The following is a 21,039-nucleotide window of genomic DNA, read 5'->3' as shown; positions in this document are numbered from 1 at the left end:
AAAGGTATTTCGAAAGAGCAAATCTCAGGCAAAGGAATGGGTGAAACAGAACCAAAAGTAGACTGTAAAGAAGCTTGTACTGAAGAACAACACGCAGAGAACAGAAGAAGTGAGTTCTTGATTGTGAAGAAGTAAGATTTAATTAAAACTATAAAACCTCGGATTTTCATTAGAAAATCCGAGGTTTTTGTTTTTAAATAGTATTGATTTAAGTATTATCAGAAGCATACCATTCTGCAAATGATGTTTCCGTTTCTTGCAATTTTAAGGAATGAAGTTCGATTGAATTAGGAAGTCTGTTTTTTATCTTTTCAGCAAAATCAACAACCATATTTTCACTCGTCGGCTGATAATCTACTAGAATAACATGATGACCTCGGTTTTTTAGCTCATGTGCTAATTCAATATGGGGTGTATTTTGATTAAATACTGTGGCATGATCAAATAAATCAACAATTTCTTCTTTCACAATTTTTTTCAAATCACCAAAATCGATGACCATACCAAATTTTACATTCGTAGAATCGATAATTGGTGTTCCAATTACTGTAACCGAAAGTTTATAGCTATGACCATGCACGTTTTTACATTTCCCATCGTAGCCATACAAAGCATGTCCGGTTTCAAAACTAAATTGTTTGGTAATTCTAATTTTTGCCATTTCATTTCTATTTCGGCACAAAGATAATGAATGCTACGGGTTATTTTCTCTTTTTTTAGCGGCATAATACATCCAATAGGCAATTGCAACCAATGCCACAAAAGGCACAAAAGAACCAATAATTAACCCAATTTGGTAGGAATCATCAGGTGCATTTTCAAGTTTTTCTTTTAAATCAACAGTTTGAACCAGGAAAAAAAGATTTTTCATTTTTAAATGAATAAAGTAATTTATCTAACAAAATTATGAATTTTAGGAACACAAAAAGACTTTAAAAAATTAAAAAGGAAAAGGTCTGATTTAAAATAAATTTAATTAAATTTGCCGTCACTTTGGGGATGTAGCTCAGTTGGCTAGAGCGTTTGGCTGGCAGCCAAAAGGTCGTGGGTTCGAGCCCCATCTTCTCCACAAAAAAACCGCAAGTCTATGTTGATTGCGGTTTTTTTTGTTTTTATAATTTTAAGCATCCGGTAAAGGATCACCCACTTTTATATCACAACGATGATGTGGTTGACCATGAGCCGGATTGTTCTTTGGTTTTGGACCCGTAGCATTGGCTGTTGTAGAAGCCGGTGTTGCTGTAGGTTTAACTTGTTGAGTTGGCGTAACTTGTTTTGCAGGAGCAGGTGCTGCCGCTACTGGTTGAGTTGGATTAGCTTGTTGCTCTGTCTGAACTGTTTTAAAAAATGATTTCGGTGCATTTTGTTGAACAGGTGCAGGCGTAGTTCCTTGTGCTGATGCTGAACCATCTAAAGGTGCTCCAACTGCAATTTCACATTTATGAAATGGTTGTCCGTGTGGAGGATTTAATTTTGGCGGTTGTCCTGCCGGAGTAGCCGTTTGCGTAGTAGCAGGAGCAGGAGTTGTGGTTACATTTGAAACATCATTTGCCGCAGGTGTTTCAGTCGCTGTTGTTTCTGTTTTCTGTTCGGTTGAAGCAGGTGCTTCCTCTGTTTTTTTACACGAAGTAAAGAAAAGTGAACTTCCCAAAAGGAAAAGTAGTATTGATTTTGATTTCATAGTCTTTGATTTTTTCAATTTCAAATATAATAATTTAAAAATGAATGGGTTTTATTTTAACAAATTGTCTTAAAAATATGCCCTTAACTGAACACTTCCTGTATGAATTGTATCACTAGTTTCGCTCTTTCTACCTTGGTAATTCACATTCACATCTAAATATTGAGTCAGGTTTTTTTGAATCAACAATCGCCACGTTTGATTTCTTCCCGGTTGAAGTCCTTCCAACATTTGAAAACCTACCGCCGATAATGCATCGCCAGTAAAATCATTGTTGTAGAGCGAAAATTCTCCATTCATTGTAAATTTTTTCTCGCCCGCATACGTGAACGAAGTTCCTAATCTATTCTGATTTAACGTTTCGCTGTTACCTAATTGATTTTCTTTGTTTTGAATTTCATAAAACACATCCAAACTCGTGTTTTTTGAAAATAAATAGCTCACTTTCGGAGCAATTTGATAGCCTAACACATCAAAATTTCGTGCCGGAAAATTATCTGAAATGCTTTCGGTGGTAAAGGTTTTTCCCGATAAGGCAAACAACCAACTCTTTTTTAATAGGTGAGCATATTGCACTTGATGAGCAAAATTTTTATTTTCTTGTGAACCAATGGATAGCAAATTTTTGGTTCTACTATTTAAAATGGAATAGGTAACTGAATGATTTTGTTTTCCTCTGTTGTAAAAGAAACTGTTCATAAAACTAGAATTCAGTCCCAGTAGTTCCGATTCATCACTTTCAAACGGATTGAGGTTGAAGTTATCCGAATTTCGTTCAATCTTCCTATCAATTAAAAATGATGTTTGGTTATAAAAATAAGACAAAATCTTTTTAAATCCCGTCTCATTCTGCCAAATAGAAGGGTTCAATGTCAGCGAAACTGAAAACTTATTTTGGTGGGTTTTTACAAAAACTTGGTTGGGCAAAAATACCCTGACAAATTTTGCTTGGTCGGGAAACGGAGCTATTTCAAATTCCTGCAGTTCCTGAATGCCGTTGCCGTTGTAATCATTCCACATAAAAACACCTTGACCGGGCTCCACTTCCAAATACGTGAATTCTTGTTGTGGTAAGGTTCCCGAAGCGGTTTCATAAGCTGTTGTGAGCAAAAGCAATTGTTTGAAAAACCGATCGTTATATAAAATGCGGGAATTCAACGAAGGTTCGTTTGGTCGGGTTTCATCTTCAAATTGCAGATTTCTGTAATTGATAAAAACACTTAAATCGCTTTTTTCGGTTTGTAATAAACGAGATTTCAAGTAATAGGAATGCGAACGATTCACCCGCTGCACAAAACCATTTTGTAAACTGTCGTTCACACGATGTAAATACCCAACTTCCATAAAAACTTTCGTAGAATCGCCTCGTCCTACAAATCCGCCATATTCTAAAAAGTGTTGACTGAGTGGAGAAAAAGTATTGGTAGCCACGATTTTTTCACTGTTATCTTCCAACCGAAGTGTTCCGCCCACCCAATTTTTCTTCCAATCATATTTGGCTTGGGTTTCGCTTCGGGCAAAAGTGGAATTGGCAAATGAACCATCACTTTTCATCAAACTGCTATTGTTTACAAGTGTCCGATTTTTGTGACGGAAGCGACCATTCAAAACATGCCGAATTCCTGAAAAATTATCCGAAAAGTCCAGTTTTTCTAATTGATAATTGGCAAATCCTTTTTCAGGATGATTCCATCGAAGTCCGGAAATAACCAAACTTTGATTTCCTGTTGGAGAAGTCAAATTCCAATCACGATCAAATTCAATCGTAAACAAACGTTCAATGGTTCTAAAATCTCTATCCACAAATTGCACATTGGCAAACGCATCCAATGTCCAATTTTTGGTAAAAAGACGTTGGCTGGCATTAAGTCTTCCTGCAATTCCTTGGTTATCGTCGTTATCGAGGTTAGAATATAAATTCAAATCATTGTTGCTGATTCCAACTTCAAAATCAACATTCGTTTTGTCAGACGGATTGTATTTTCCCATCACTGTAGCAATTTGAATTTTTGTTGGAGCAATGAGTCGAATAATGGGTTCATAATTTCCTTGAGGAATGCCGCCAATCGGAGATACATATTCATAAATTCTACCTACCGCTTGGTTGTTGGCTAAGATGTAATTCCCTTGGTTATTCCCCACTAAAGAAAAGCGAACATTGTATAAAACTTCTTCCGGATTATTAGAAAATTCGAAGATTTCCACACCTGAAATTAGTATTTTTCGATACAGAATTTTGTTTTCCGAAAACGTATCTTCATAAGCAGAAGGAGCATTCATCAAATTGATATTATCGCCGGCATTTTTGAGAATTTCAACTTGTTCTTCGGATAAATCTTGTTGCAAAGGTTGATTTTTGACATCGTTTTCAGAATAAATAAATCCGCCGATGCTCCATTTTTCACGTTCATGCGTTACGCCTCCATACGTTACAAACCTTGTAAAACTACGATCGGAATATTGGTATTCAATGTTAATTCGCATTTCGGAATTGATGGGAAAAAGTGAAGTAAACGTAACTTCTCCGGCATTGTAATCGATGGTGTACTGATTGTTTTCGCCACGTTGCAAGACAACGCCGTTGACAAAAACCCGTTCGGAGCCTGAAATAACTAACACATATAATTCTCCATTGTTGCCACGCAGTTTATACGGACCTTGATTACCTTCCTGACCCACAAAAGTGCTTTTGGCATATTGACCCCGAACTAGTGCTGCAGAAGCAAAAAGTGTGGTTCTGTTTCCTTCTTCGCCCAGACGAAATTGTGTGGATAAACCTTGCACTTTTTTGTTGAAATTTAAAAAACGGGATTGTCTGTTTTCTAAAAATAAATCACCGGCACGAATGTTCCATTTTTCGGAATACAATTCGATGAAAATTTGATCAAATTCATCTAATTTTTGTGAATAACCGCCTTCTTGTAATGGAATATTGCTGTCTTGAATAGAAGCCCGCAAACTCACTTTGTCCGATAATTTTCCGGCAATTTGTAAATCTAAATTGGAATTTACCACTGCGTTTTGGTTGTTTCCAACCGTCACACCTCTTGTAATACTTCCTGAAGTGGTTAGCCCGTCAAACGGTTTAAAATTATTGATTCGGTCTTTGGAAAGTGAATATAATTGACCGTTTCCTTTGGAATTGGGAACGACTTTACTTTCATCATAAACACTATACGTTTTAGTTAAATAGTCAGGAAAAGAAAGATAGCGAACCGTTAATGTATCGTTGGATTGAAAATTATTTTTAAAAACAAGCGTTCCTTTTTGAAAGTTAATGTTATAAAAAGTAGTGTCAATCGGATTTCCATTTCCATCTAAAACTTTAAAAAACTCCTTGTTAATACTCACTTTTTCAAGAGAAATTGTATCGGTTGAAACGGTAATTTTTTTCTTTTTATAAGGTGTTTCGCTTTCCTGAGCCAACAACCCGGAAACCATGATAAGCAACATCCCTAAAAAGCAATTTTTCAACATAGATATACTAACTCTAAAAACTCAAAAGTAGTATTTTTAGGGGTTAAAAATGTTGATGTTCTGATAAACTTCAAACTACATAAAAACAAATTTTCAATTTATGAAATCCCAACCCATTTCCTTATTTTTGAAATTTCAATAAAAGCCAGAATGTTTAAACCATTTAAAACAATCAACCAAGAACCAATTCGTTTTGTGGTATGTATTCCAACCTTAAATAGAGCGGATTTACTAAATGAAGCTCTTACTAACTATTTTACTGATTTTAAAGAAACGCTTATCGTGATTTGCGATAATGGAAATCAGCAAATTATCAGCCGTGAACATAACTTTGTTATTCTTAGACCTGAAACTAATTTAGGTGTGGCCAAAAGTTGGAATTTACTAATGGAATTTGCCGAGAAACAACAAGCTACGCACGTGCTTATGCTCAATGACGATGTATATTTAGGCAAAACGGAAACTCAAATTCAATCGGTTTTACAAATTTGGAAAAATATGGACTTCATTAATTCTTACCAACAATGGAGTTCTTATATTCTTACTGTTCACGCTTGGAAAGAATTTGGAAAATTTGATGAAAATATTTTCCCAGCTTATTTTGAAGATAATGATGCCCACTATCGTATGAAATTGCTTAACATGAATATGGTTTATACGGAGAAACTCAATCCGGTTATTTTCCGAAATTCGATGACGATTGAAAAAGATGCTTCGCTTAATGAGAATTTTTTGAAAAACCGATCCTATTACATCAAAAAATGGGGTGGAGCACCTGATAAAGAAAAATTTCTTGTTCCATTCAATACTATTCCGCTGGAAATAAAATAAAAAAAGAGCTGTTTAATAACAAAACAGCTCTTTTCATGAAAAAACAGTAACACTTTTATTTTGGCATCACTACGGTATCAATGGCGTGAATCACACCGTTTGAAGCAGCTACATCAGCAATTACTACTGTAGCTTTTCCACCGTTGGCATCTGTTAAAATTACTTTTCCATCGGCTAGACTTAATGTAATTTTTCCACCTTGAACGGTTGTAACTTCAAATTTACCATTGTTTGCATTGATGGCTTCAACAACTTGAGCAGCTTCAAATTTTCCGGCAACAACGTGATACGTTAACACTGTAGTTAATTTGTCTTTGCTTTCCGGTTTTAATAATGTTTCTACTGTGCCTGCAGGAAGTTTTTCAAAGGCAGCATTTGTTGGTGCAAAAACTGTAAATGGACCTTCTCCACTTAATGTTTCTACTAATTCTGCCGCTCCAACAGCAGTTACTAAGGTGCTAAAATCTGCATTACCCGAAGCAACTCCAACAATATTTGGTGTTTCAACTACTTCAACAGGTTCTTCTACAGCTACAACTTCTTCTACAACTTCTTCTTTTTTAGCTTCACCACAAGAGGTTGATAATACTCCTACAAGTGATAAGATGGCTAATGATTTGATTAATTTCATTTTAATTTTTTTAAATGATTAGAATGTAAAGGTAGGGCATTAATCAATTTGTTTAATTTATTTAACAAAAGATTAAACAAATTTTATATAGAAGTACAAGTATCATAGTTTAAAAATAAAACTTACAAGCATTTCTAACTTATTTCCTGTTCGATTTGTGGAATCAATTTCGATGACAAGATTACTGGTTTTATTAAGCAAGAAGTTCATTTACTAATTTGACAAAAAAGCGTATTTTTGTGAAAGGCGTAACAATTAATTTTATCATTTAGTTGTTGTCTATATTGCGTGTTGGTAATTTATCAACAATAAATGATAATTTACACAGCAGGAATTTACATATAATTTATACCTTTGGAATATGAGCACAGAAACAAAAACTAAGCACATTGGGCGAAATATCAGTCGCCTTCGTGAACTACGCGGTATTAAGCAAGATGCATTAGCATTTGCGATTGGACTTAGCCAACAAACTATTTCAAACATTGAAAATAGTGAGATAGTCGATGATGAGAAGCTACAACTAATTGCGAAAGAATTAGGGGTCTCCGTTGAAGCTATTAAAAATTTCACAGAGGAAAACGTAATCAATTATTTTAATACGTTTTATGATAGTCAAGGAAGTTTTGGAGCTTTCGCAACAAACCACAATCAATGTACCTTTAATCCTTTAGATAAGTTAATTGAGGCGTATGAAGAAAATAAGAAGCTTTATGAGCGTTTACTCGAGGCAGAACGACATAAGAAGTAATAAACAATTTCCAATACGCAAACAGCTATAGTGCAGTTTTTCTAACTATTTAAGAATATGTTAGACAGCACAAATGGATATATTTTCTACTTTTTTTGAATTGTTTGTTGGTTTTTAGGGTTGCTCGATGGCTATTTTACATAATGTTTTTCATACACTACTCATACACTATCCGTGCTTCGGATAGGGTTTTGCTATTTAGTAAAAGACAATTAAACAAATTTTATCGTTCGTAATTAATTATACATTAGTTTATCGAGATGCCTCCTTCGGCATGACAAGATTGGGGAAACCCGCAACCCGCAACTTGAAACCTGAAACAAAAAAAACTACTCCCTCGTCACCACCTGCAACGTCTCTCTACTAATCTGCTTCACCAAAACCTGCTTGTTTTCTTCTACAGTCTGAGCCGCTTTTTCGGTAAAATGACGAATAGTATAGAGAGAAACATTTTCGTTATACGAAACCTTGAACTTTTTAGAAAGAATCGTTTTCAACTCAGGAAAGTTCCCAAATTTGTCCTCAATACACACCGAAAAACTAATCGCAGTATTCTGAATCAAACTCACTTTCATTTTATAATCGTGAAATAATGCAAAAATCTCGCTGATGTTTTCCTCCATAATAAACGAAAAATCAATCGACGAAAGCGAAATCAACAATTGATTCTTTTTCACAATAAAACACGACGTTTGCGGTTCTAAATCCGCTCCCTTATATACTCTCGTACCCGGCAACAGCGGATTAACAAACGATTTCACAAACAACGGAATTTCCTTTTTTTGCAAAGGTTGCAACGTTTTTGGATGAATAACCGAAGCTCCGTAAAATGCCAACTCAATCGCTTCGCGATACGAAATTTGATTCAGCAAAATAGCATTTTCAAAATACCTCGGATCGGCATTCAAAACACCCGGAACATCTTTCCAAATCGTCACACTTTCGGCATTCAAACAATACGCAAAAATAGCGGCCGTATAATCTGAACCTTCACGACCCAAAGTCGTCGTAAAATTATTTTCATCCGAACCTAAAAAGCCTTGCGTAATGTTTAACGATTTTCGTTTTACATTTTTCGAAATTAGCTTTTGTGTTTGCTCCCAATCCACCATCGCATCACGATATGTGGCATCGGTTTTAATAAACTGACGAACATCCAACCAATTGTTTTTTAAATTACTATGGTTAAAATAATGACTCACAATCGTCGTCGAAATAATCTCCCCATAACTCACCACCTGATCATACACAAAGTTATAATTCGGCGATTTGTTGTGGCTCAAAAAATAATCCAACTCTTCAAAATGAGCATTCACCGCTCTATAAACGGGATGTTTATCGTCTTCAAACAACTCCAACAAAATCTGGTTATGGTATTTTCGCACTTCCTGAATCGATGCTTTCAACTCAGCCGATTTCTCAAAATAATGCTTAATCACAACTTCCAATGCATTCGTGGTTTTTCCCATCGCAGAAATCACGAGCAACACATCATCGTGCCCCACTTTTTGCAACACAGACAATACGTTTTTTACACCTTCGGCATCTTTCACTGATGCTCCTCCAAATTTGAATATTTTCATTTTATTAATGTGTCTTAGTCAATATCAATTTCAAAATCGTTACTCTTCAATCAAAAATCGCTCAATTCCCTCTTCATTCATCTGTACCACTCGCCAATCGTCTAATAGCTTCGCACCTGATTTTTGATAAAACCGAATCGCAGGTTCGTTCCAATCCAGCACATTCCATTCAAGGCGTCGCACACCATCTTTCTTGCCTTGCTTCATAATTTCGGTGTATAATGCCAATCCCGCTCCGGTGCCACGATGAGCTTCCTGCACAATCAAATCTTCCAAATGAATCGTTTTCCCTTTCCAAGTGGAATACCGATAATAATACAACGCCATTCCAATGATTTCGCCATTCAATTCCGCCACAAACGTGTGAAAAAGAGGCTTTTCACCAAAACCATCACGCACCAAATCATCCACAGAAACCACCACCGCATCGGGTTCTTTTTCAAAAACAGCGAGTTCTTGAATCAAACCCAAAACCGCTGTCATATCGTCAATTTCTCCTTTTCTAATGTTCATTTTTTTCAGAAGCTATTCCTGCCATCCGCTACATCCCGATAACTATCGGGATCGCCCCAGAGCTAAAAATGCTATAAACCGGCAAGAGCTTCCTCTGGTCGCTTTGCCGCTTTAAGCATTTTAAAGCTCTGTTGCTGCGGGCTTTCCGCTACTGTCAGGGCTATTAATCGTGCACAAAAATACAATTCTTTAACATAACAAAATAATAATCTCATTTGTATCACAAAAATTTCGATATTTGTGGCACTATACAACTACAACGTTTTCGTAATGGAAGAAAGAAACAAAACACTAGGTGAGTTCATCATCGAAAAGCAAGAAGAATTTCAATATTCAACCGGAGAATTATCACGCATCATCAACTCCATCAGACTAGCCGCCAAAGTAGTGAACTACAAAGTAAACAAAGCCGGATTAGTTGATATTGTTGGAGCTGCAGGCGAACAAAACATTCAAGGCGAAGACCAACAAAAGTTAGATGTTTATGCTAATGAAGTCTTTATTCAAACCCTCATCAACCGAGAAATAGTATGCGGAATCGGTTCCGAAGAAAATGATGACTTCATCACCGTTGCAGGAAGCGATAACTCGCACAACAACAAATATGTAGTGTTAATGGATCCGCTAGATGGTTCATCTAATATTGATGTAAACGTTTCGGTAGGAACCATTTTTTCTGTTTTCCGACGCAAAACACCTGTTGGAACTCCGGTTACGTTAGAAGATTTTCTCCAACCAGGAATCAATCAAGTAGCTGCAGGTTATGTAATTTATGGAACATCAACGATGCTAGTTTACACAACCGGTCACGGCGTAAACGGATTTACGTTAAACCCGGCTATTGGTACTTTTTATCTTTCACATCCAAATATGACGTATGCCGAAACCGGAAAAATCTATTCCATCAACGAAGGAAATTATGTGCATTTTCCGCAAGGCGTAAAAGATTATTTAAAATATTGTCAGTTAGAAGAAGAAGATCGTCCATACACTTCGCGTTACATTGGAAGTTTGGTTTCGGATTTTCATAGAAACATGATCAAAGGCGGAATTTACATTTACCCAACAAGTTCAAAAGCTCCCAATGGTAAACTACGTTTATTGTATGAATGTAACCCAATGGCCTTTTTAGCTGAACAATCCGGTGGGAAAGCATCTGACGGCTACAACCGAATTATGGAAATTCAACCTACCGAATTGCATCAACGTGTTCCTTTCTTTTGCGGAAGCCTAAAAATGGTAGAAAAAGCAGAAGAATTTATGGCAAAATATAAATAAAACGTAGCTTTTAATTTGTTAAATTAAATCTTTTTGTTGTAATTTTCCATCTTAAAAAAAATTAGGATGGTTTTATTGATACAATGTGAAGACCAAAAAGGTTTAGTGGCCAAAATAACTGGTATTCTCCTTCAACACGACTTTAATATAGTTTCGCTTAGAGAGTATGTAGATCAAGAAAAAAATAGGTTTTATGCCCGTTTTGTATGTCAAGATAATGCATCAGATTTTAGTGCGGTTGATTATAGTTTAAAAGCCGTTTTGCCACAAGATGCTATTGTCAACATAAATCCAAATCCTGAAAAAAACATTGCGGTTTTAGTAACCAAAGAGCATCATTGTTTGAGTGATATTTTAATTCGACATCATTTTAAAACGTTTCAGGCACAAGTGGTTTGCGTTATAGGAAATCACCCGGATTTAAAGGATTTGTGCGATAAATTTTCCGTTCCATTTTTCTTTATTTCAACAGATGAAAAAACCAAAGAAGAATTTGAACAAGAATTAATTGCAAAAATAGATCCGTATTCGGTTGATTATATAGTGCTTGCAAAATTTATGCGAATACTTTCACCCAAATTTGTAGAAAGATATCCGCAGAAAATTATCAATATCCACCATTCTTTCCTGCCTGCATTTATTGGAGCAAATCCATATAAACGTGCTTTTGAAAGAGGAGTAAAACTAATTGGAGCAACGGCACATTTTGTAACCAATGATTTAGACGAAGGGCCAATTATTGCACAACAAACGCTACCCGTAAATCATGCGTTTACCATTCAAGATACTGTAAACACCGGAAGAGAAATTGAATCGGCTGTTTTGGCAAAAGCTCTCAATTTGGTTTTTCAAGACAAAGTGTTTGTCTATCAAAACAAAACCATTGTTTTTGATAATTAAAAAACCTTTAGATACAAAAAAGCCCTTTCACTTGTGAAGTGATAGGGCTTTTTACTGTTTCGCAGAATGTATTATTTGTTCATATTTTGCATTTCAAACAAAAACGTATCTAAATCTACATTGAGAACTAAAAGCGACAATGCTTTATCTACAATATAAACAACGTTTCCGGGTGTGAATCCTAATGCCAAGGCAAATTTGATTAAAATTTCTTTTTGTTTCGGACCTAAAACGTGGTCGGTATAAACCATACGAGCCAAATCATATAAACGCTCCAAACGGTGAATGTACAAATATGGAGGATTGATAGGATATTTCATTGGATTGTCCATGATTTCGTCATATTCATCCTTAGAAATTTCAAGGTTTTTGGCCAATTTATCAATGAATTCTCTTTCTTCCACGGTAATATCTCCGTCGCTTAACGCCACACGAACAATGGCCGAAAAGTGACCTTTATTTCTATTTTTAAATCCGCTATCAAATAAATCTGAAATTGACATAAGTTTGCTTTAAATTATTGTGCAAATATAATTCTATTTCCAATTTTTTTTAAGAAATCCGCAAAAATTCTTTTTAAAAATTACTTTTCTTTAACATCATTTTAAAGGTTTCAATTCCAACAGTTTCAAAATAAATCGTAAGTTTGAACACCCTAAGTTTTAAAATCTATTAATCTATGTCAGAATTCTGGTTATACTTTAACATTGGCCTTAAACACGTCCTCGACATTGACGGCTACGATCATGTGCTTTTTCTCATTGCTCTAACGGTTCCTTATGCTTTTAAAGATTGGAAACGTGTGCTAATTTTAGTCTCACTTTTTACGTTAGGTCATACGTTGGCTCTTATGCTTTCTGTTTTTGAAGTTGTCATTATCAAAGCAAGTTTGGTCGAATTTCTTATTCCGATTACCATTTTAATCACCGCTCTTTTCCATCTTTTTACAGCCGGAAAAGCAGGTAAAAAAGAAAGCATTACGTTTGTTGCATTCGTCACTTTGTTTTTTGGAATCATTCACGGATTAGGTTTTTCCAACTATTTTAAATCCATTTTACCCGGCGAAAAAGTTGATAAATTAGTACCACTTTTAGAATTTGCACTCGGAATTGAAGTAGCACAAATCATAGTTGTGTTAATTGTTTTACTTTTGTCGTATATTGTTCAAACATTTTTCCGTTTTTCTAAGCGGGATTGGACATTGGTAATGTCGTCTTTCGTAATCGGAGTAGTTCTTCCAATGATTATTGGCAGCGACATTTGGAAAGGATAAAGTTATACAACGGATGTTAAAAAATGAATAAAAAGAAATTAAACAAATACGATAAAGCCTACCTTCGTATCGCTAAAGAATGGAGCCGTTTGTCGTATTGCAAACGCAAGCAAGTGGGAGCCATCATCGTGAAAGATCGAATGATTATTTCGGATGGTTACAACGGAACGCCTTCCGGTTTTGAAAACTGTTGCGAAGACGAAAACAACCTAACAAAATGGTATGTTTTGCATGCTGAGGCCAATGCAATATTAAAAGTTGCCGGTTCAACCCAATCATGTGAAGGAGCAACCTTATATATTACGCTTTCTCCGTGCAAAGAATGCAGCAAACTCATTCATCAATCCGGAATAAAAAGAGTGGTGTATCAAGAAGGTTACAAAGATGATAGCGGTTTACAGTTTTTAGAAAAAGCAGGTGTAGAAGTGGAATTAATTTCGGAATTAGAGTAATCTTTTCTTGAGTAGGAAAAACAGACAGTGAAAATCAAAAAAATATATTGGCCAATTGTGCTCTTTTCTGCTATTGCATTGGGAGTAATTGTGGGTGGAAAATTGAATACTTTTTCTCCACAGGCAATTAACTCGCCAAATAGTCACAAAAGTAAACTCAACCGTTTAATCGATTTTATCGAAAGAGACTATGTAGATCAGGTTGATACTGATAGCATTGTTGATTTAACTGTGAACGGAATTTTGGAAAAGCTTGATCCGCATTCAGTTTATATAACAAAAAGTGAATTTGACGAAGTTTCAGAATCCATGCGTGGTGATTTTGTTGGAATTGGCGTGAATTTCTACATGTATAAAGATTCTGTAGCTGTAATCAAACCTCTGCATGGTGGACCTTCAGAAAAAGCAGGAATCAAGTCCGGCGATAGAATTTTGTATGCTGACAAGTATAAATTATTCGGAAGAAAATTGCCAAACGATTCTCTTTTTCCAAAATTAAAAGGCGAAGTAGGTTCAGAAGTTACGCTGACATTATTCAGAAAAAGTGAAAATAAACAACTCAAAGTCAAATTAAAACGCGATGTCATTCCGATAAAAAGTGTTGATGTTGCCTTGATGATCAATCCAACCACCGGATACATAAAAATCAATCGTTTTGCTGAATCAACATACAAAGAATACAAAGAAGGACTTCTGAAACTCAAAAGTAAAGGAGCAAAAACCATTGTAATCGATGTACGTGACAATGGCGGTGGTTACTTAGACCAAGCTGTGAAAATTGCTGATGATTTTTTGGTTAAAGACGCTCCTATTGTTTCCACCAAAAATAAAAAAGGACGAATTGACAAAACGAAAGCAACGAGTGGCGGACTTTTTGAAAACGGAAAAATAATCGTTTTAATCAACGAAAATTCAGCTTCTGCTTCCGAAATTTTAGCCGGAGCCATTCAGGATAACGACCGCGGTCAGATTATCGGGCGACGTTCCTTTGGAAAAGGGTTAGTGCAACGCGAAATGCCGTTGGGTGATGGTTCAGCTGTTCGTTTAACGGTAGCTCGTTATTACACACCTTCCGGACGGTCTATTCAAAAACCGTATGTAGAAGGAAATGATGATTATTTTAATGAATTTGAAAAACGTTTTTACAGCGGAGAATTATATGAAAAAGACAGCATTAAAGTTGCCGACAGTTTAAAATTTAAAACTCTAAAAGGACGAACGGTGTATGGCGGAGGCGGAATTATTCCCGATATTTTCGTGCCATTAAACGGAAAGCACGGTGATGAATCTACCGAAATGCTCATGCAATCCGGCATCGTAAGCTATTTTGTGTTTGAACAATTAGATCAAAACCGTAAAGAATTTGAAGGTTTGTCCTTTGATTTCTTCAAAAAGAAGTTCGAAGCAAATACTATTTATGTTGATAAGTTTGAAAATTACCTCAAATTAAACGGAGTTTCACTCAATTTAGACAGTCACAAACCAATGGTGAAAAACTATTTGATGGCAGAATTTGCCCGTCAATTGTTTGATGAAGAAAAATACTTTGAAATTCGATTGAAAAACGATTTGATGATTCAAGAGGTTTTGAAGAAATAAACTTGTTGTTTCAAGTTTCAAGTTTTGCAACCAACAACTACTTTATTCGAGTACTATCATGCACCTGAACGTGCACACCACCATTCCACAACGTTAAAATATCCGTTGCCACAGCAGCACCGCTTCCGGCAGCAATAGACAACTGACTTCGCCACCCAGCCAAAACGCCACAAACATAAATTCCGTCTTTTACTAAATGATCGTGGTTTTTCAATTGAATGCGGTTTTTCTCAGGATTTGCTTTTTGATGTGGTATCACAAATTCTTCCAAACCTTCAATCGTAAAAGGATTTCCGGCTCCAATGCCAATTACAACTAATTTTGTTTGATAGGTATTTTTATTAGTGATAACCGAAAAATTCCCGATTTCACCTTCAATTTTCAGTACTTTTTCGTTTGGAATTTGTTGAATATGCGGATAAACTGACGACAAATGAGCTAAACTTTCTGTTAATAATTCACTCCCTAATTTTCCGGCTTCAATGCCATACGCATTATTAAACAACGCATCTTGAAGTGAGGAAGCTTTTTGGTGGGAAATTAACGCAATTTTTTTATCAGATGCAAATGGTTTAGAATGAGCAGAGCCAAGCAAAAGAGCACAAGAAACTCCCGAAACGCCGCCGCCAATAATCAATGCATCAAACATATTTATTGATCTTTTAGTTTGTCTTCAATGGATTTTGACATTCTAAAAATAAGAAGGATAATAATCGCACAAAAAGCAGCGACAATTCCGATTAACGCAATCATGCTTTCTTGTTCAAAAAGATTACTAAAATCCAATTGAGTCAAATTAAAGATGATTAATCCGAAAGCCAATGCAATAACAATGTAAGTGAAAATCTTCATTTAAAATAAAATAATAATACAAAGGTAAGTTTAATCAAATTATTCAAAAAGACCTTTAACATTAGCCGCAAATAATTTAACAGCAATAGCAAGTAGCACAACGCCAAACACTTTTCGAATCACACTTAGTCCGTTTTTGGTAAGAAAACGTTCAATTCTGGCTGAAGATTTTAACACTCCATATACCAAAATAATATTCAGTATAATGGCAATAATGATATTAATTGTTTGAAATTCTGCTCTAATCGAAAGTATAGTTGTCATTGTTCCTGCACCGGCAATCAACGGAAAAGCAATCGGTACAATTGAAGTGGAACCATGATCTTCATCACGATATAATTTGATTCCTAAAATCATTTCCAACGCCAAAAAGAAAAGCACAAACGAACCGGCAACAGCAAAAGAGTTGATGTCAATACCAATTAATTTCAGGATTGTTTCTCCCACAAATAAAAAGGCAATCATAATGATGGCGGCTACAATCGATGCTTTTTCAGATTGAATATGACCTGCTTTTTGACGTAAATCGATAATAATCGGGATACTTCCCACAATATCAATTACGGCAAAAAGTACCATTGTTGCTGTAAAAATTTCTCTTAAATCTAATTCCATGACCTTCAGTTTTCTGCTGCAAAAGTAGCCTTTTTAATCACTATCTTCGTGAAAATTGAGTTAATTATTTAACGCAATTCAACCGAAGAATCAAACATTCCTTTGTACCTTTGCATAATCATTCTGATAATAATTTATGTTTCAATTAGGTAAAACCATCGTTTCAGAAGAAATTCTGGAAAAAGAATTCGTTTGCAATCTAACCGCTTGTCATGGAGCTTGTTGCGTTGACGGCGATGCCGGTGCACCATTGAGTGAAGAAGAAACTAAAATATTACAAGAAATTTATCCGAAAGTGAAACCCTTTCTTCGTAAAGAAGGTATCGAAGCTATAGAAAATCAAGGAACTTGGATTAAAGGCGAAGACGGCGAATTTGAAACACCATTAATCGACGGAAAAGATTGTGCGTATGTGATTTTTGACGGAAAAACCGCTTTATGCGGAATCGAACAAGCCTATAACCAAGGAATTGTTGCTTGGAAAAAACCGGTTTCGTGTCATTTGTATCCAATAAGAGTGAAAGACTTCTCCGATTTTGCCGCGGTGAATTATCACCGATGGGATATTTGCAGTCCGGCTTGCTCTCTTGGAAAAGAATTGGAAGTTCCGGTGTACAAATTCGTCAAAGAAGCATTGGTTCGAAAATTTGGAGAAGAATGGTATCAAGAACTCGAAAAAGTGGGTGAAGAATATCAAAAAGGGAAGTAAATTTCCCGCTAATTTTCCTTCCCAATAATTTCTTAAAATAATAGATTTTCCCTCGCGACCGCTAATGAGTTGGTTTTTAAATTATTGATTAACAGGTTTTTAATCATATAAATTTAAAGTAGGAAAAACATTAACCGTTGTTAAAAACTAACCTCGATTGTGAATAAGTTTGACTTTCATTTACCAATTTGAATTGCAATCTTTGTAACTCTCAATTACCGAATAATAATCCTCAAAAATACTTAACATAGAAAAAGATGGCAGCAGTAGAACCAATTTTGCAAGAAAATAAAGACAGATTTGTAATTTTTCCCATTAAACATCACGACATTTGGGAATGGTATAAAAAAATGGAAGCAAGCTTCTGGACCGCAGAAGAAATTGATTTACACCAAGATTTATCCGATTGGAATACAAAATTGAATAACGATGAAAAGTTTTTCATTAAACACATTTTAGCATTTTTTGCCGCTTCAGACGGAATTGTAAATGAAAATTTAGCCGAAAACTTCGTAAACGAAGTACAGTATCCTGAAGCAAAATTTTTCTACGGTTTTCAAATTATGATGGAAAACATCCACAGCGAAACCTATTCGTTATTGATTGACACCTACGTGAAAGATGAAAAAGAAAAAGATCAATTATTTCATGCTTTAGATGTATTTCCTGCCATCCAAAAGAAAGCAAATTGGGCGTTAAAATGGATTGGTTCCGATTCATTTGCCGAACGTTTAATTGCGTTTGCAGCTGTTGAAGGAATCTTCTTTTCCGGTGCATTTTGTTCAATTTTTTGGTTGAAAAAACGCGGTTTAATGCCAGGATTGACTTTCTCAAACGAATTAATTTCGCGAGACGAAGGTGTTCACTGTGATTTCGCTGTTCATTTACACAACCACCATTTGGTAAACAAAGTATCAAAAGAAAGAATCAAAGAAATCATTACAGATGCGTTAACCATCGAAAGAGAATTCATTACCGAATCACTTCCTGTGAGTTTAATTGGTATGAATGCCACGTTAATGACACAATACTTAGAATTTGTAGCCGACCGATTATTGGTAGAATTAGGATGCGAAAGAGTGTACAATTCTTCTAACCCATTTGATTTTATGGATATGATTTCGCTACAAGGAAAAACCAATTTCTTTGAAAAACGTGTAGCAGAATACCAAAAAGCAGGTGTGATGAACACGGATTCAGATTCACAAAAAATTAGTTTCGACGCCGATTTTTAGGGAATGCCACTAAGAAGGTAAGACACAAAGTTCTATCTAAGCCAAATTATCTATACTATATTGTCTTTGACAAAGTTTCAAACTTTGTCAAAGATTCAATATAAAAATACCGGGATTAGCTTCCCAAACTCAACTAACAAATAACCTAAAACAGTAAAAGGGATTTTCTGTTTTAAAAAACATGTAACAGTATGTATGTAGTAAAAAGAGACGGTCACAAAGAACCGGTAATGTTTGACAAAATCACAGATAGAATTAAAAAACTATGCTATGGTTTAAATGATTTGGTCGATTCTGTAAAGGTCGCCATGCGAGTGATTGAAGGATTGTATGACGGTGTAACTACATCAGAATTAGATAATTTAGCGGCAGAAACTGCAGCCTCGATGACGATTGCTCATCCTGATTATGCACAATTAGCAGCACGAATTGCTGTTTCTAACTTACACAAAAACACCAAAAAATCGTTTTCAGAAACAATGTCTGATATGTACCACTACGTGAACCCACGTACAGGGCAAAAATCACCATTACTTTCTGATGAGGTGTACGAAGCCATCATGGCCAATGCAGAAACATTGGATTCTATGATTATTTACAACAGAGATTTTAACTATGATTATTTCGGTTTCAAAACATTAGAACGTTCGTATTTGCTAAAAATAAACGGAAAAATTGTTGAAAGACCACAACATATGTTGATGCGAGTTTCGGTTGGAATTCATTTAAATGACATCGAAGCAGTGAAAGAAACCTACGAATTAATGTCGAAAAAATTCTTCACGCACGCAACACCAACTTTATTTAATGCCGGAACACCAAAACCGCAAATGTCGTCATGTTTCCTATTGACTATGAAAGATGATAGCATCGACGGAATTTATGATACACTAAAACAAACCGCCAAAATTTCGCAATCAGCAGGCGGAATCGGACTTTCTATTCACAATGTTCGTGCAACGGGTTCTTATATTAGAGGAACAAACGGAACTTCCAACGGAATCGTTCCAATGCTACGTGTGTTCAACGATACCGCTCGTTACGTTGACCAAGGTGGCGGAAAAAGAAAAGGAAGTTTTGCCATTTATTTAGAAACGTGGCATGCTGATATTTTCGAATTTTTAGATTTGAAAAAGAACACCGGAAAAGAAGAAATGCGTGCCAGAGATTTATTCTTTGCGATGTGGACGTCTGATTTATTTATGAAACGCGTGCAAGATGATGCTTCGTGGACCTTAATGTGTCCAAACGAATGTCCTGGTTTGTGTGATGTTTACGGAGACGAATTTGAAACATTATATACTTCGTATGAAGCCGCCGGAAAAGGCAGAAAAACCGTTCGTGCTCGTGAACTTTGGGAGAAAATCCTAGAATCGCAAATCGAAACCGGAACACCGTATATGTTGTACAAAGATGCAGCAAACCGAAAATCAAACCAAAAGAATTTAGGAACCATTCGCTCGTCAAATTTATGTACGGAGATTTTGGAATACACAGCTCCTGATGAAGTAGCGGTGTGTAATTTAGCCTCTATTTCGCTACCAATGTTCATCGAAAACGGCAAATTTGATCATCAAAAATTATATGATGTAACCAAACGTGTAACTCGTAACTTAAACCGCGTAATCGACCGAAATTATTATCCGGTTCCGGAAGCAGAAAATTCAAATATGCGTCACCGTCCAATTGGATTAGGTGTGCAAGGATTAGCCGATGCTTTCATTTTATTGCGTTTACCTTTCACAAGCGATGAAGCAAAACAAATGAATCAAGATATTTTTGAAACGCTATATTTTGCAGCCGTAACCGCATCCATGGAAATGGCAAAAGAAGAAGGACCGTATTCCACTTTCAAAGGATCGCCAATTTCGCAAGGAGAATTCCAATACAACCTTTGGGGATTAAAAGACAGTGATTTATCCGGTCGTTGGGATTGGGAAAGTTTACGAAAAGAAGTAGTAGAACACGGTGTGAGAAACTCATTATTAGTCGCTCCAATGCCAACCGCTTCCACGTCACAAATTCTTGGAAACAACGAAGCATTCGAACCGTACACATCCAACATTTACACAAGAAGAGTACTTTCAGGCGAATTTATCGTCGTAAACAAGCATTTGCTAGAAGACTTAGTAAATCTCGGTTTGTGGAACGATACGTTGAAACAAGAAATCATGCGTCACAACGGTTCTGTGCAAAACATCGAAGGTATTCCGCAAGACATCAAAGATTTATACAAAACCGTTTGGGAAATGAGTATGAAAGATATCATCGATATGTCACGTCAACGTGGCTATTTCATTGACCAATCGCAATCGTTAAACTTGTTTATGGAAGGAGCAACTTACGCCAAATTAACCTCAATGCATTTCTACGCTTGGCAATCGGGTCTAAAAACCGGAATGTATTATTTGCGTACAAAATCAGCCGTTGATGCCATTAAATTCACCTTAAACAACGACAAAAAAGCAGAACCGGTAGAAGTAATCGAGCAACCAATTGTGACCAAAAAATTAGAATCAATCGCGGTTTTAAACGAACCGGTCGAAATGACGCAAGAAGAATACCGAGCTATGATCGAAATGGCAAAAAATGCCGGTCCGGAAGATTGTGAAATGTGCGGATCGTAAAATTTCACATACTATTTTAAAACTAAAAGCCA

The 21,039-nt window shown here is 35.8% G+C and carries 22 protein-coding genes and 1 tRNA gene; 12 read left to right on the top strand and 11 right to left on the bottom strand.

What is annotated here, in order from left to right:
• Positions 1-135: OmpA family protein (locus tag AC23MC_RS15040; protein ID WP_487569169.1), on the top strand; the 135-nt coding region annotated here is incomplete at its 5' end.
• Positions 136-208: 73 nt separating this feature from the next.
• On the opposite strand, the gene AC23MC_RS15035 is transcribed toward AC23MC_RS15040, so the two are convergent.
• Together AC23MC_RS15035 and AC23MC_RS15030 are read right to left on the bottom strand one after the other, a co-directional pair.
• On the bottom strand, positions 209-661 hold the full coding sequence (locus AC23MC_RS15035) for a 6-pyruvoyl trahydropterin synthase family protein (protein ID WP_487569168.1): 453 nt from the start codon (positions 659-661) through the stop codon (positions 209-211).
• A gap of 33 nt (positions 662-694) precedes the next feature.
• Positions 695-871, bottom strand: a complete 177-nt coding sequence (locus AC23MC_RS15030; RefSeq protein ID WP_487569167.1) for a hypothetical protein — start codon at positions 869-871, stop codon at positions 695-697.
• A gap of 124 nt (positions 872-995) precedes the next feature.
• On the opposite strand from AC23MC_RS15030, the gene AC23MC_RS15025 reads away from it, so the two are divergent.
• Positions 996-1,069 (top strand) — tRNA-Ala (locus tag AC23MC_RS15025).
• Between the two features lie 51 nt (positions 1,070-1,120).
• On the opposite strand, the gene AC23MC_RS15020 is transcribed toward AC23MC_RS15025, so the two are convergent.
• On the bottom strand, positions 1,121-1,681 hold the full coding sequence (locus AC23MC_RS15020; protein WP_487569166.1) for a hypothetical protein: 561 nt from the start codon (positions 1,679-1,681) through the stop codon (positions 1,121-1,123).
• A gap of 69 nt (positions 1,682-1,750) precedes the next feature.
• The gene (locus tag AC23MC_RS15015; protein ID WP_487569165.1) at positions 1,751-5,158 is read right to left on the bottom strand and encodes a hypothetical protein; all 3,408 of its coding nucleotides are present in this window, start codon (positions 5,156-5,158) and stop codon (positions 1,751-1,753) included.
• 150 nt (positions 5,159-5,308) lie between these two features.
• Here AC23MC_RS15015 and AC23MC_RS15010 point away from each other — a divergent pair, with 150 nt between their 5' ends.
• Complete coding sequence (locus AC23MC_RS15010) at positions 5,309-5,989, top strand: glycosyltransferase family 2 protein (protein WP_487569164.1); 681 nt, start codon at positions 5,309-5,311, stop codon at positions 5,987-5,989.
• Positions 5,990-6,044: 55 nt separating this feature from the next.
• On the opposite strand, the gene AC23MC_RS15005 is transcribed toward AC23MC_RS15010, so the two are convergent.
• Positions 6,045-6,620 carry a fasciclin domain-containing protein gene (locus AC23MC_RS15005; protein ID WP_487569163.1) on the bottom strand — a complete coding sequence of 192 codons (576 nt, stop codon included), beginning with the start codon at positions 6,618-6,620 and terminating at the stop codon, positions 6,045-6,047.
• A gap of 361 nt (positions 6,621-6,981) precedes the next feature.
• Between AC23MC_RS15005 and AC23MC_RS15000 the strand changes: the two genes are divergently transcribed.
• A complete protein-coding gene (locus AC23MC_RS15000) occupies positions 6,982-7,371 on the top strand; it encodes a helix-turn-helix domain-containing protein (RefSeq protein ID WP_487569162.1) in 390 nt (129 codons plus the stop codon).
• A 329-nt stretch (positions 7,372-7,700) separates the two neighbouring features.
• Here AC23MC_RS15000 and AC23MC_RS14995 read toward each other — a convergent pair whose 3' ends face one another.
• Both AC23MC_RS14995 and AC23MC_RS14990 read right to left on the bottom strand, forming a co-directional pair.
• Positions 7,701-8,954, bottom strand: a complete 1,254-nt coding sequence (locus AC23MC_RS14995; RefSeq protein ID WP_487569161.1) for an aspartate kinase — start codon at positions 8,952-8,954, stop codon at positions 7,701-7,703.
• A gap of 39 nt (positions 8,955-8,993) precedes the next feature.
• Positions 8,994-9,467 carry an N-acetyltransferase family protein gene (locus tag AC23MC_RS14990; RefSeq protein ID WP_487569160.1) on the bottom strand — a complete coding sequence of 158 codons (474 nt, stop codon included), beginning with the start codon at positions 9,465-9,467 and terminating at the stop codon, positions 8,994-8,996.
• Between the two features lie 270 nt (positions 9,468-9,737).
• On the opposite strand from AC23MC_RS14990, the gene fbp reads away from it, so the two are divergent.
• A complete protein-coding gene (gene fbp, locus AC23MC_RS14985) occupies positions 9,738-10,745 on the top strand; it encodes a class 1 fructose-bisphosphatase (protein ID WP_487569159.1) in 1,008 nt (335 codons plus the stop codon).
• A 66-nt stretch (positions 10,746-10,811) separates the two neighbouring features.
• Positions 10,812-11,645, top strand: a complete 834-nt coding sequence (gene purU, locus AC23MC_RS14980) for a formyltetrahydrofolate deformylase (protein WP_487569158.1) — start codon at positions 10,812-10,814, stop codon at positions 11,643-11,645.
• 71 nt (positions 11,646-11,716) lie between these two features.
• On the opposite strand, the gene AC23MC_RS14975 is transcribed toward purU, so the two are convergent.
• Positions 11,717-12,148 (bottom strand): tellurite resistance TerB family protein, encoded by a 432-nt coding sequence (locus AC23MC_RS14975; RefSeq protein WP_487569157.1) that lies wholly within the window; start codon positions 12,146-12,148, stop codon positions 11,717-11,719.
• A gap of 176 nt (positions 12,149-12,324) precedes the next feature.
• Here AC23MC_RS14975 and AC23MC_RS14970 point away from each other — a divergent pair, with 176 nt between their 5' ends.
• The 3 genes from AC23MC_RS14970 to AC23MC_RS14960 are packed head-to-tail and all read left to right on the top strand — an operon-like array spanning position 12,325 to position 14,969.
• Positions 12,325-12,918 (top strand): HupE/UreJ family protein, encoded by a 594-nt coding sequence (locus tag AC23MC_RS14970; RefSeq protein WP_487569156.1) that lies wholly within the window; start codon positions 12,325-12,327, stop codon positions 12,916-12,918.
• A 23-nt stretch (positions 12,919-12,941) separates the two neighbouring features.
• The gene (locus AC23MC_RS14965) at positions 12,942-13,370 is read left to right on the top strand and encodes a deoxycytidylate deaminase (RefSeq protein WP_487569155.1); all 429 of its coding nucleotides are present in this window, start codon (positions 12,942-12,944) and stop codon (positions 13,368-13,370) included.
• 27 nt (positions 13,371-13,397) lie between these two features.
• Positions 13,398-14,969 (top strand): S41 family peptidase, encoded by a 1,572-nt coding sequence (locus AC23MC_RS14960; protein ID WP_487569154.1) that lies wholly within the window; start codon positions 13,398-13,400, stop codon positions 14,967-14,969.
• Positions 14,970-15,006: 37 nt separating this feature from the next.
• Here the strand turns inward: AC23MC_RS14960 and AC23MC_RS14955 are convergent, their stop codons facing one another.
• The 3 genes from AC23MC_RS14955 to AC23MC_RS14945 are packed head-to-tail and all read right to left on the bottom strand — an operon-like array spanning position 15,007 to position 16,436.
• A complete protein-coding gene (locus tag AC23MC_RS14955) occupies positions 15,007-15,618 on the bottom strand; it encodes an FAD-dependent oxidoreductase (protein ID WP_487569153.1) in 612 nt (203 codons plus the stop codon).
• Positions 15,619-15,620: 2 nt separating this feature from the next.
• A complete protein-coding gene (locus AC23MC_RS14950) occupies positions 15,621-15,821 on the bottom strand; it encodes a hypothetical protein (RefSeq protein WP_487569152.1) in 201 nt (66 codons plus the stop codon).
• Positions 15,822-15,860: 39 nt separating this feature from the next.
• Positions 15,861-16,436: a MarC family protein gene (locus tag AC23MC_RS14945; protein ID WP_291093104.1), complete on the bottom strand. Its 576-nt coding sequence runs from the start codon at positions 16,434-16,436 to the stop codon at positions 15,861-15,863.
• 136 nt (positions 16,437-16,572) lie between these two features.
• Here AC23MC_RS14945 and AC23MC_RS14940 point away from each other — a divergent pair, with 136 nt between their 5' ends.
• The 3 genes from AC23MC_RS14940 (at position 16,573) to AC23MC_RS14930 (ending at position 21,007) form a co-directional block, all read left to right on the top strand.
• Positions 16,573-17,145: a DUF3109 family protein gene (locus tag AC23MC_RS14940; RefSeq protein WP_487569151.1), complete on the top strand. Its 573-nt coding sequence runs from the start codon at positions 16,573-16,575 to the stop codon at positions 17,143-17,145.
• 257 nt (positions 17,146-17,402) lie between these two features.
• On the top strand, positions 17,403-18,380 hold the full coding sequence (locus AC23MC_RS14935; RefSeq protein WP_487569150.1) for a ribonucleotide-diphosphate reductase subunit beta: 978 nt from the start codon (positions 17,403-17,405) through the stop codon (positions 18,378-18,380).
• A 191-nt stretch (positions 18,381-18,571) separates the two neighbouring features.
• Positions 18,572-21,007, top strand: a complete 2,436-nt coding sequence (locus AC23MC_RS14930) for a ribonucleoside-diphosphate reductase subunit alpha (RefSeq protein ID WP_487569149.1) — start codon at positions 18,572-18,574, stop codon at positions 21,005-21,007.
• Positions 21,008-21,039: the final 32 nt, after the last annotated feature.

This window comes from Flavobacterium sp. T50_26 (assembly GCF_057652995.1).
This window is presented reverse-complemented; position numbering and strand designations above follow the sequence as displayed.

Bases quoted from the DNA above. Each gene is read 5' to 3' on its own strand.
- AC23MC_RS14940 (WP_487569151.1), top strand. From the start codon at position 16,573: ATGTTTCAATTAGGTAAAACCATCGTTTCAGAAGAAATTCTGGAAAAA.
- AC23MC_RS15000 (WP_487569162.1), top strand. From the start codon at position 6,982: ATGAGCACAGAAACAAAAACTAAGCACATTGGGCGAAATATCAGTCGC.
- AC23MC_RS15015 (WP_487569165.1), bottom strand. From the start codon at position 5,158: ATGTTGAAAAATTGCTTTTTAGGGATGTTGCTTATCATGGTTTCCGGG.
- AC23MC_RS15010 (WP_487569164.1), top strand. From the start codon at position 5,309: ATGTTTAAACCATTTAAAACAATCAACCAAGAACCAATTCGTTTTGTG.
- AC23MC_RS14930 (WP_487569149.1), top strand. From the start codon at position 18,572: ATGTATGTAGTAAAAAGAGACGGTCACAAAGAACCGGTAATGTTTGAC.
- AC23MC_RS14945 (WP_291093104.1), bottom strand. From the start codon at position 16,436: ATGGAATTAGATTTAAGAGAAATTTTTACAGCAACAATGGTACTTTTT.
- AC23MC_RS15035 (WP_487569168.1), bottom strand. From the start codon at position 661: ATGGCAAAAATTAGAATTACCAAACAATTTAGTTTTGAAACCGGACAT.
- AC23MC_RS14965 (WP_487569155.1), top strand. From the start codon at position 12,942: ATGAATAAAAAGAAATTAAACAAATACGATAAAGCCTACCTTCGTATC.
- AC23MC_RS14970 (WP_487569156.1), top strand. From the start codon at position 12,325: ATGTCAGAATTCTGGTTATACTTTAACATTGGCCTTAAACACGTCCTC.
- AC23MC_RS15030 (WP_487569167.1), bottom strand. From the start codon at position 871: ATGAAAAATCTTTTTTTCCTGGTTCAAACTGTTGATTTAAAAGAAAAA.
- AC23MC_RS14995 (WP_487569161.1), bottom strand. From the start codon at position 8,954: ATGAAAATATTCAAATTTGGAGGAGCATCAGTGAAAGATGCCGAAGGT.
- fbp (WP_487569159.1), top strand. From the start codon at position 9,738: ATGGAAGAAAGAAACAAAACACTAGGTGAGTTCATCATCGAAAAGCAA.
- purU (WP_487569158.1), top strand. From the start codon at position 10,812: ATGGTTTTATTGATACAATGTGAAGACCAAAAAGGTTTAGTGGCCAAA.
- AC23MC_RS14955 (WP_487569153.1), bottom strand. From the start codon at position 15,618: ATGTTTGATGCATTGATTATTGGCGGCGGCGTTTCGGGAGTTTCTTGT.
- AC23MC_RS14975 (WP_487569157.1), bottom strand. From the start codon at position 12,148: ATGTCAATTTCAGATTTATTTGATAGCGGATTTAAAAATAGAAATAAA.
- AC23MC_RS14990 (WP_487569160.1), bottom strand. From the start codon at position 9,467: ATGAACATTAGAAAAGGAGAAATTGACGATATGACAGCGGTTTTGGGT.
- AC23MC_RS15020 (WP_487569166.1), bottom strand. From the start codon at position 1,681: ATGAAATCAAAATCAATACTACTTTTCCTTTTGGGAAGTTCACTTTTC.
- AC23MC_RS15005 (WP_487569163.1), bottom strand. From the start codon at position 6,620: ATGAAATTAATCAAATCATTAGCCATCTTATCACTTGTAGGAGTATTA.
- AC23MC_RS14935 (WP_487569150.1), top strand. From the start codon at position 17,403: ATGGCAGCAGTAGAACCAATTTTGCAAGAAAATAAAGACAGATTTGTA.
- AC23MC_RS14950 (WP_487569152.1), bottom strand. From the start codon at position 15,821: ATGAAGATTTTCACTTACATTGTTATTGCATTGGCTTTCGGATTAATC.